At 70.5% G+C, this 9,070-nt stretch carries 8 protein-coding genes; 7 read left to right on the forward strand and 1 reads right to left on the reverse strand.

The window, feature by feature from the left end; translation table 11 throughout:
* Nucleotides 1-178 precede the first annotated feature (178 nt).
* Entirely contained in the window at nt 179-457 is a 279-nt protein-coding gene (locus L1885_RS17705; protein WP_235798108.1) for a small hydrophobic protein, read from the forward strand.
* 126 nt (nt 458-583) lie between these two features.
* Here the strand turns inward: L1885_RS17705 and aceE are convergent, their stop codons facing one another.
* On the reverse strand, nt 584-3,328 hold the full coding sequence (gene aceE, locus L1885_RS17710; RefSeq protein WP_235798101.1) for a pyruvate dehydrogenase (acetyl-transferring), homodimeric type: 2,745 nt from the start codon (nt 3,326-3,328) through the stop codon (nt 584-586).
* Nucleotides 3,329-3,894: 566 nt separating this feature from the next.
* Here aceE and L1885_RS17715 point away from each other — a divergent pair.
* The 6 genes from L1885_RS17715 (at nt 3,895) to L1885_RS17740 (ending at nt 8,922) form a co-directional block, all read left to right on the forward strand.
* A complete protein-coding gene (locus tag L1885_RS17715; RefSeq protein WP_235798102.1) occupies nt 3,895-4,332 on the forward strand; it encodes a DUF3052 domain-containing protein in 438 nt (145 codons plus the stop codon).
* Nucleotides 4,333-4,524: 192 nt separating this feature from the next.
* Nucleotides 4,525-4,989, forward strand: a complete 465-nt coding sequence (locus L1885_RS17720) for a peroxiredoxin (protein WP_235798103.1) — start codon at nt 4,525-4,527, stop codon at nt 4,987-4,989.
* A gap of 223 nt (nt 4,990-5,212) precedes the next feature.
* Nucleotides 5,213-5,788 carry a TerD family protein gene (locus L1885_RS17725; protein WP_235798104.1) on the forward strand — a complete coding sequence of 192 codons (576 nt, stop codon included), beginning with the start codon at nt 5,213-5,215 and terminating at the stop codon, nt 5,786-5,788.
* A gap of 382 nt (nt 5,789-6,170) precedes the next feature.
* Nucleotides 6,171-6,746, forward strand: a complete 576-nt coding sequence (locus L1885_RS17730) for a TerD family protein (protein WP_235798105.1) — start codon at nt 6,171-6,173, stop codon at nt 6,744-6,746.
* A gap of 48 nt (nt 6,747-6,794) precedes the next feature.
* Nucleotides 6,795-7,961: a DUF475 domain-containing protein gene (locus tag L1885_RS17735; protein WP_235798106.1), complete on the forward strand. Its 1,167-nt coding sequence runs from the start codon at nt 6,795-6,797 to the stop codon at nt 7,959-7,961.
* Between the two features lie 220 nt (nt 7,962-8,181).
* Nucleotides 8,182-8,922, forward strand: a complete 741-nt coding sequence (locus L1885_RS17740) for a TerD family protein (protein ID WP_235798107.1) — start codon at nt 8,182-8,184, stop codon at nt 8,920-8,922.
* Nucleotides 8,923-9,070 lie beyond the last annotated feature (148 nt).

Here is a 9,070-nt window from a genome sequence, read left to right on the forward strand (position 1 = left end):
GCGGGCGTGCGTCGGTGGCGCGTGCCGGTGGTGCGGGCGGCGAGGCGCGGGGCCGCCGGCCGGGGTGGGGCGGCGGCCTTCGCGGGCGGGCCGGGGAGTGGGGGAGTGTCCGCGCCGAGGAGGGGTACGCGGTGGGCGAGGGTCCGAACGGGACGGTGACACCGGGAGGTTGAACACCATGGCGGGCTTCGGCAACGGTACCCGAACACGCATGAGCCCCCGCTCGCGCGGCCGGATGGGGCCGCGCAGTGGGCCGGACCGCGCGACATTCGGGATCATAGGGGTCATCTGTGCGGTCGCGGGATTCTTCGTCCTCGGGATCGTGCTCGGCCCCGTCGCAGTGATCACCGGCTGGATCTCCATGAACCGCCAGTGGTCCAACCGTCACATCCCCGCGGTGGTCGCCGTGGTGCTGGGCGCCATCGACACGGTGTTCGCACTGATCAGCCTGCTCTGACCCGGGGCGGGCAGCAGGGGCGGCCGCGCGCGACGACACGGCCGCCCCACCGCCACCTCCGCGCGAACACGTCCGCCCGCCGGTCGGATCCGACCGGCGGGCGGACGTCTCAGGTGCTGCTCCGGCTCAGGCGTCGCCGCCGGCCACGCCCGGATCGGCCGCCGCCACGTCCAGCAGCCGGTAGCGGTCCAGGGCCTGCTTCGGCGCGGAGCGGTCCACCTTGCCGTCCTTGGCGAGCTCCGTCAGGACGGCCAGGACGATGGAGTGCGCGTCGATGTGGAAGAAGCGCCGGGCCGCGCCACGGGTGTCGGCGAAGCCGAAGCCGTCCGCACCCAGGGACTGGTACGTCCCCGGGACCCACCGCGCGATCTGGTCCGGCACGGCGCGCATCCAGTCCGACACCGCCACGAACGGGCCCTGCGCGTCGGCGAGTTTGCGCGTCACGTACGGCGTGCGCTGCTCCTCCTCGGGGTGCAGCAGGTTGTACTCCTCGACCGCCACCGCCTCGCGGCGCAACTCCGTCCAGGACGTCGCCGACCACACGTCGGCCCGCACGTTCCACTCGTCCGCCAGGATGCGCTGCGCCTCCTGCGCCCACGGCAGGGCGACGCCCGACGCCATGATCTGGGCGGGGATCTGGCCCTTCTCGCCGGCGCTCAGCCGGTGGATGCCCTTGAGGATGCCCTCGACGTCCACGTCCTCGGGCTCCGCAGGGTGCTGGATCGGCTCGTTGTAGACCGTGAGGTAGTAGAAGACGTTCGGGTCCTCGCCGGCGGCCGGCTCCCCGTACATCCGGCGCAGGCCGTCGCGGACGATGTGCGCGATCTCGAACGAGTACGCCGGGTCGTAGGCGACGCACCCCGGGTTCGTCGACGCCAGCAGGTGCGAGTGGCCGTCCGCGTGCTGGAGTCCCTCGCCGGTCAGGGTGGTGCGCCCCGCCGTCGCGCCCAGCACGAAGCCGCGTGCCATCTGGTCGGCCATCTGCCAGAACTGGTCGCCCGTGCGCTGGAACCCGAACATCGAGTAGAAGACGTAGACGGGGATCATCGGCTCGCCGTGCGTGGCGTACGCCGAACCGGCCGCGATCGCCGAGGCCGTGCAGCCCGCCTCCGTGATGCCGTCGTGCAGCAGCTGGCCCGTCGGCGACTCCTTGTACGACAGGAGGAGTTCACGGTCCACCGACTCGTACTGCTGGCCCTGCGGGTTGTAGATCTTCGAGCTCGGGAAGAACGAGTCCATGCCGAACGTGCGGTACTCGTCCGGCGCGATCAGCACGAAGCGCCGGCCGATCTCCTTGTCGCGCATCAGGTCCTTCAGCAGCCTGACGAACGCCATCGTCGTCGCGATCGACTGCTGCCCCGAGCCCTTCTTGACCGTCGCGTACGCCTTGTCGCCGGGCAGCGTCAGCGGCTGGGAGCGCACCACCCGCGTGGGCACGTAACCGCCCAGCGACTGGCGGCGGTCGTGCATGTACTGGATCTCCTCCGAGTCGCGGCCCGGGTGGTAGTACGGCGGCAGGCCGCTCTCCAGCTCCTTGTCCGCGATGGGCAGGTGCAGCCGGTCCCGGAAGCGCTTGAGGTCGTCGACCGTCAGCTTCTTCATTTGGTGCGTCGCGTTGCGGCCCTCGAAGTTCGGGCCCAGCGTCCAGCCCTTGACGGTCTGCGCGAGGATGACCGTCGGCTGCCCGCGGTGCGCCTTGGCCGCCGCGTACGCCGCGTACACCTTGCGGTGGTCGTGGCCGCCGCGCCCGAGGTGCAGGATCTGCTCGTCCGTCATGTTCTCGACCATGGCCCGCAGCCGGTGGTCGTCGCCGAAGAAGTGGTCCCTGATGTACCCGCCGGTCTCCGTCGCGTACGTCTGGAACTGCCCGTCCGGCGTGCTGTTGAGGCGGTTGACCAGCACGCCGTCGCGGTCCTGCGCGAGCAGCGGGTCCCAGGTCCGGTCCCACACCAGCTTGATCACGTTCCAGCCGGCGCCGCGGAACACGGACTCCAGCTCCTGGATGATCTTGCCGTTGCCGCGCACCGGGCCGTCGAGGCGCTGGAGGTTGCAGTTGACGACGAACGTCAGGTTGTCCAGGTTCTCGCGGGCGGCGATGGTCAGCTGGCCGAGCGACTCGACCTCGTCCATCTCGCCGTCGCCGAGGTAGGCCCACACGTGGGACTCGGACGTGTCCGCGATGCCGCGCGCGTGCATGTAGCGGTTCATCCGCGCCTGGTAGATCGCGCCGAGCGGGCCCAGGCCCATCGACACGGTCGGGAACTCCCAGAAGTCCGGCATCAGCCGGGGGTGCGGGTAGCTGGAGAGGCCGTCGGGCGCCTTGGACTTCTCCTGGCGGAAGCCGTCGAGCTGCGCCTCGCTGAGGCGGTCGAGCAGGAACGCGCGGGCGTAGATGCCCGGGGAGGCGTGGCCCTGGAAGTAGATCTGGTCGCCGCCCTTCCCGTCGTCCTTGCCGCGGAAGAAGTGGTTGAAGCCGACGTCGTAGAGCGACGCCGACGAGGCGAAGGTGGCGATGTGGCCGCCGACCCCGATGCCCGGGCGCTGGGCCCGGGAGACCATGACCGCCGCGTTCCAGCGCGTGGCGTTCAGGATCTTCCGCTCGATCTCCTCGTTGCCGGGGAAGAACGGCTCGTCCTTGGTGGCGATGGTGTTGACGTAGTCCGTACTGCGCATCTCCGGCACGGCGACGCGCTTCTCCCGGGCGCGTTCCATCAGCCGGAGCATCAGGTACCGGGCGCGCTCCCTGCCGCGCTCGTCCACGGCGGCGTCGAGCGAGTCGAGCCACTCCTGGGTCTCGTCGGGATCGAAGTCCGGGACCTGACTGGGAAGGCCGCCAATGATGATCGGGGTGCGATCTGATCCGGAAGCCACGCTTTTCCCTCGCTGTCTGTTCTTGTCCGTCTGCCTGACTGGGGGGTCGTACGTGGCACCCATCGTGTACCGGCGCGGACGCGGGCGTCACCTCTACCCGGAGGTAACCGGTCGGTCCGGGCCGGTGCCGGACGGCCGTGACGGGGCAGGGAGTCCGTTTCGGCCCCGCCTCCGGCGGCGGGCCGCGCCGGCCCCGTGCGGGCGCGGCTGCGCTGCGTCGCGGGCCCGTTCCGCAGCGGTGGCGCACCCCGCCGCGGGCACGGCCGCGGTTCGCGGGCCACGCCCGGGGGCGGGACCGTTCACCCGGCGGCTTCCGGCGGTTCTTACCCGAATGGCGTAGCCCCACGGCATACCATGGCAAACATGGAGAAAAGAAGTTCCGGCCGTTACAGAGGGTCGCCGCCCGACCGCCCGGAAGCGGGGGAGAGAGGCCCGGAACGTCACCGTTTCGGCGGTCTCGGACGCCGGGTACTTGCGCGATCCGTCCCGCCCGTGTGGACTACGGCCAATGCTTCGCGTGCGCGCGAAGCCGAAGCAGTTACCGCAACATGATCAGGAGGCAATCCGTGAGCGCGACCGCGGACCACGCGGAGGAGCGGACCAACCAGGCGGCTCGTCTGGGGTTCGAGCCCGGACAGGTGGTCCAGGAGATCGGCTACGACGAGGACGTCGAGCCGGAGCTCCGTGAGTCCATTGAGGCCGTCATCGGCCAGGACCTCGTCGACGAGGACTACGACGACGTTGCCGACGCCGTCCTCCTCTGGTTCCGGGACGAGGACGGCGACCTTACGGACGCGCTGGTTGACGCCATCGGTCTGATCGAGGACGGCGGCGTGATCTGGCTGCTGACGCCCAAGACCGGCCGCGACGGCTACGTCGAGCCGAGCGACATCAACGAGGCGTCTCAGACGGCCGGCCTGTCGCAGACCAAGAGCGTCAACGCCGGCAAGGACTGGACCGGCAGCAGGCTCGTCACCCCGAAGACGGCCAAGACAAAGCGCTGAGCGCGTGGACAAGGCCCCGGCCGAGCCGCTCCGCCGAGCGGTGGGCCGGGGCCGGAACGTGAGAATCACCCCCGCCGTCACGTGGACGGCGGGGGTTCACCCGTTCAGGCGCGCGCCCCGATCCGTGCGTAGGCTGGTCGTGTGCGGGCGGCCTCCCGGCAGGGGCGGCCCCCGGACGGGAAAGGACACACCATGGCCGTCGCGGTCGGCGCCACCGCACCCGATCTCACGTTGCAGGACCAGCACGGCAGGACCGTGCGGCTCTCCGACTTCCGGGGGCCCGGTGGCCGCAACGTCGTCCTCGTCTTCTATCCCCACGCCTTCAGCGGCACGTGCACGGGCGAGCTGCAGGAGCTGCGCGAGCGCGCCGGCGCCTTCGAGGAGCGGGACGCCGAGCTCCTCGGCTGCTCCACCGACTCGGTCTACGCGCAGCGCGCCTTCGCGGACGGCGAGGGCATCGAGTTCCCCCTGCTGGCCGACTTCTGGCCGCACGGGGCCGCCGCCCGCGCGTACGGCGTGTTCGACGAGGAACGGGGCCGGGCCGTGCGCGGCACGTTCGTCATCGACACGGCGGGAGTGGTCCGATGGAGCATCGTGAACCCGGTCCACGAGGCCCGGGACAGCGGCGCGTACCTGAAGGCGCTTGCGGAGATCTGAGCGCCTGAGGGCCGCCGGCCCGCCCGGTCCGTGGCCGATGCACGCGTCCCGGCCGGGCATCCGGCCGCCGCCCGCACCGACGGGCGGTGAAATCGCGCGGGTGACGGGAACCGGTCACTAGGATCCAGACGTTGATCCGAATGGCAACGCTTCAGGGGGCGCCAGGCCCGCGGCAGCTGCCGCTGACCACGGCCGCCGGCCCCGACAACCAATGGGAGGACTCGTGGGAGTCAGCCTCAGTAAGGGCGGAAACGTCTCGCTGACCAAGGCCGCGCCCAACCTGACCGCGGTGACCGTGGGTCTGGGTTGGGACGTGCGGACGACGACAGGGCAGGACTTCGACCTCGACGCCAGCGCGCTGCTGACGAACGCCGAGGGCAAGGTCACCCAGGACGCGAACTTCGTGTTCTTCAACAACCTCAAGAGCCCCGACGGCGCCGTCGAGCACACCGGCGACAACCTCACCGGCGAGGGCGAGGGCGACGACGAGGTGATCAAGGTCAACCTCGCTGCGGTCCCCGCCGACGTCGAGAAGATCGTCTTCCCGGTCTCCATCTACGACGCCGAGACCCGCCAGCAGTCGTTCGGGCAGGTGCGCAACGCGTTCATCCGCGTCGTCAACCAGGCCGACAACAACGAACTGGCCCGGTACGACCTGACGGAGGACGCCTCGACGGAGACCGCCATGGTCTTCGGCGAGCTCTACCGCAACGGCGCGGAGTGGAAGTTCCGCGCCATCGGACAGGGCTACGCCTCCGGCCTGCGCGGCATCGCGCAGGACTTCGGCGTCAACGTCTGACCCGGCGAACGGCCGCCGCCGGGGCGGGCCGCTGCGCCCGCCCCACCGCACGGCCCTTTGTCCGGCGCCGCACCCCCGGGTGCGGCGCCGGACGCGCTGCGGGCCTCCCGCGGTCCGGTCGAGGACCGCGCACCCGCACCCCGGGGTCCCGCGGCCTCGCCACGGCCGCGGCCCGGGAACCGATCCGGGCCGAAGTGGCGTGAAGTGCATGAAGGGCACACCGATGGGCAGGACGACAAACGCGCCGTGACCGCGCGAGGGGGGCCCACGAGCCGTACCGCCCGCCGCTGCGCGCCGGCGCGCTCCGCGGCACTCCGCCCGCACCGCCCGTACCACCCGCACCACCGCTGGACACCGGATCACCCTCGGGGAGGACAACACCATGGGCGTCACGCTCGCCAAGGGAGGCAATGTCTCCCTCTCCAAAGCCGCACCGAACCTCACGCAGGTGCTCGTCGGGCTCGGCTGGGACGCCCGCTCCACCACCGGAGCGGACTTCGACCTCGACGCCAGCGCACTGATGTGCCGCGAGGGCCGGGTCCTCGGGGACGAGTACTTCGTCTTCTACAACAACCTCACGAGCCCGGAGGGCTCCGTCGAGCACACCGGCGACAACCTGACCGGTGAGGGCGAGGGCGACGACGAGACCCTGCTGGTGGACCTCTCCCGGGTCCCCGAGCACTGCGACAAGATCGTCTTCCCGGTGTCGATCCACGACGCCGACAACCGCCGCCAGACCTTCGGCCAGGTCAGCAACGCGTTCATCCGCGTCGCCAACCAGTCCGACGGCCAGGAGCTCGCCCGCTACGACCTCACCGAGGACGCCTCCACCGAGACGGCGATGATCTTCGGCGAGCTGTACCGGCACGGCGGCGAGTGGAAGTTCCGCGCGGTGGGCCAGGGGTACGCGTCGGGCCTTCGGGGCATCGCCCTAGACTTCGGGGTCAACGTTGCGTAAAGCAGTGCTCTGCACGGGGGAAAACCCGTATCACCGGATGGGGTAGCAGTGATCCTGAAAACCTTTCGCTGGCCGTTGGTCATCACGGTCCTGGCGCTGGCCGCCTCGGCCGTGTTCTGGGGGTGGGAGGCTTTCGGGGTCGTCCTGATCCTGTCGATCCTGGAGATCTCGCTGTCCTTCGACAACGCGGTCGTCAACGCGGGCGTGCTGAAGAAGCTCAACGACTTCTGGCAGAAGATCTTCCTGACCATCGGCGTGCTGATCGCCGTCTTCGGCATGCGGCTGGTCTTCCCCGTGCTGATCGTGGCCATCACGGCCAAGGTCAACCCCGTCGAGGCGGTACGGCTCGCGGTCGACAACCCCGACCGCTACGAGTCGCTCGTCACGGACGCGCACCCGGCCATCGCCGCCTTCGGCGGCATGTTCCTGCTGATGATCTTCCTGGACTTCATCCTGGAGGACCGCGACATCAAGTGGCTCGCGTGGATCGAGCGGCCGCTCGCCAAGCTGGGCAAGGTCGACATGCTGTCGGTCTGCGTCGCGCTCATCGTGCTCGTCGTGGTGTCCCTGACGTTCGCCACGCACGCGCACACCAGCGCCGGCCATCTCGTCGACAAGTCCTCGACGGTCCTGCTGGCCGGGGTCGCCGGCCTGATCACGTATCTGATCGTCGGCGGCCTGTCCGGGCACTTCGAGAACAACCTGGAGGAGCAGGAGGAACGCGAGGAGGAGGAGCAGGAGAAGGCGAAGGCCGAAGGCCGCGCGCTCTCCGCCGTCGGCATGGCCGGCAAGGCCGCGTTCTTCATGTTCCTCTACCTGGAAGTGCTCGACGCGTCCTTCTCCTTCGACGGCGTCATCGGCGCCTTCGCCATCACGAACCACATCTTCTGGATGGCGGTCGGCCTCGGCATCGGCGCCCTCTACATCCGGTCGCTCACGGTCTACCTGGTGCGCCAGGGCACCCTGGACGACTACGTCTACCTCGAGCACGGCGCGCACTACGCCATCGGCGCGCTGGCCGTGATCCTCTTCGTCACCATCCAGCACGAGATCAACGAGGTCGTCACCGGACTCGTCGGCGTCATCCTCATCGCCGCCTCGTTCTGGTCGTCCGTCCGCCGGAACAAGGCGCTCGCCGCCCACGGCGGCGACGGCGGCGGGGACGGCGAGGGCGGTTCGGGAGCCTCCCAGGACCACGCGGGCGCGCAGGCCTGACACGGGCGCGGCCCCGCGCCCTGCCCACCGCGCTTGTCGCACGGATATGCCACCGCGCGACAGGCGTGCGACTCCGTGCGCTCCCGTATGACCCGCGGGGGCCGGGGCGCGGGGTGTGCGGCGCCGCGGGACGCGGGAACGCTTCCTGACGAGCGGCCGAGGCGGGCGAGGGCCCGGCGGGCCGCCGTCTCGGGCCGGACGCACGAGGGTGGGAGTGAGGATGTCTTTCTTTGACGGGTTGCGGCCGGGAGGAAGGGCGGCGCAGTTCGACGCAGGCAGCGCCGCGAGCAACTCCATCGAGCTGACCAAGCGGCACCCGTCGGTGTCGCTGTCCAAACAGGACGCGGCGACCGGCAACCTGCGGGTCAACCTGTCGTGGCGGATGCGCTCCTCGGACATCGAGGGCCGTTCGAAGCAGGGCGGCGGGCTGCTGCGCCACCCGCTGAAGTTCTTCCAGCCCGACGTGGTCCAGGCGCACACGCAGGGCATGGTCAACGTGGACCTCGACCTCGGCTGCCTCTACGAGCTGGCGGACGGCAGCAAAGGCGTCGTCCAGCCCCTCGGCGGCTTCTTCGGCGACCTGAACACGGCGCCGTACATCAAGCTCAGCGGCGACGACAGGTTCGGTGCCCCCTCCGGCGAGACGATCTTCGTCAACCTCGACCACCGCGACGAGATCAAGCGCCTGCTGTTCTTCGCCTACATCTACGACCAGACGCCCGCGTTCGACCGTACGCACGCGAAGATCACGCTCTATCCGAGCAACGGCCCCCGGGTCGAGATCGAGCTGGACGAGCGGGCCCCCGAGGCCAGGTCGTGCGCCGTGTTCTCGATGGAGAACGTGAAGGGCGACCTGCTCGTGAGGCGCGAGGTGAAGTTCGTCTACGGCTTCCAGGCCGAGCTCGACCGGCTCTACGGCTGGGGCCTGCAGTGGGGCAGGGGCTACAAGACGAAGGCGTGAGCCGGGGCCTGCCGCCGGCGACGACCGGGGGAGGGGGAGAGCGCCGGCCGTGCCGGCCCGTCGCGCGGGGACGCGGCGGCCCGGCACGGCCGGCGCACGTTTTCGGCAGACGGCGCACGGCTCCGGCAGGCAGCGCACGGTCCCGCCG

Source organism: Streptomyces fuscigenes (genome assembly GCF_021556455.1).
In the GTDB taxonomy this organism is placed as follows: domain Bacteria; phylum Actinomycetota; class Actinomycetes; order Streptomycetales; family Streptomycetaceae; genus Streptomyces; species Streptomyces fuscigenes.

Excerpts from the sequence above, each read along its gene's own strand:
- L1885_RS17705 (WP_235798108.1), top strand. The coding sequence starts at position 179 with ATGGCGGGCTTCGGCAACGGTACCCGAACACGCATGAGCCCCCGCTCG.
- L1885_RS17720 (WP_235798103.1), top strand. The coding sequence starts at position 4,525 with ATGGCCGTCGCGGTCGGCGCCACCGCACCCGATCTCACGTTGCAGGAC.
- L1885_RS17730 (WP_235798105.1), top strand. The coding sequence starts at position 6,171 with ATGGGCGTCACGCTCGCCAAGGGAGGCAATGTCTCCCTCTCCAAAGCC.
- L1885_RS17740 (WP_235798107.1), top strand. The coding sequence starts at position 8,182 with ATGTCTTTCTTTGACGGGTTGCGGCCGGGAGGAAGGGCGGCGCAGTTC.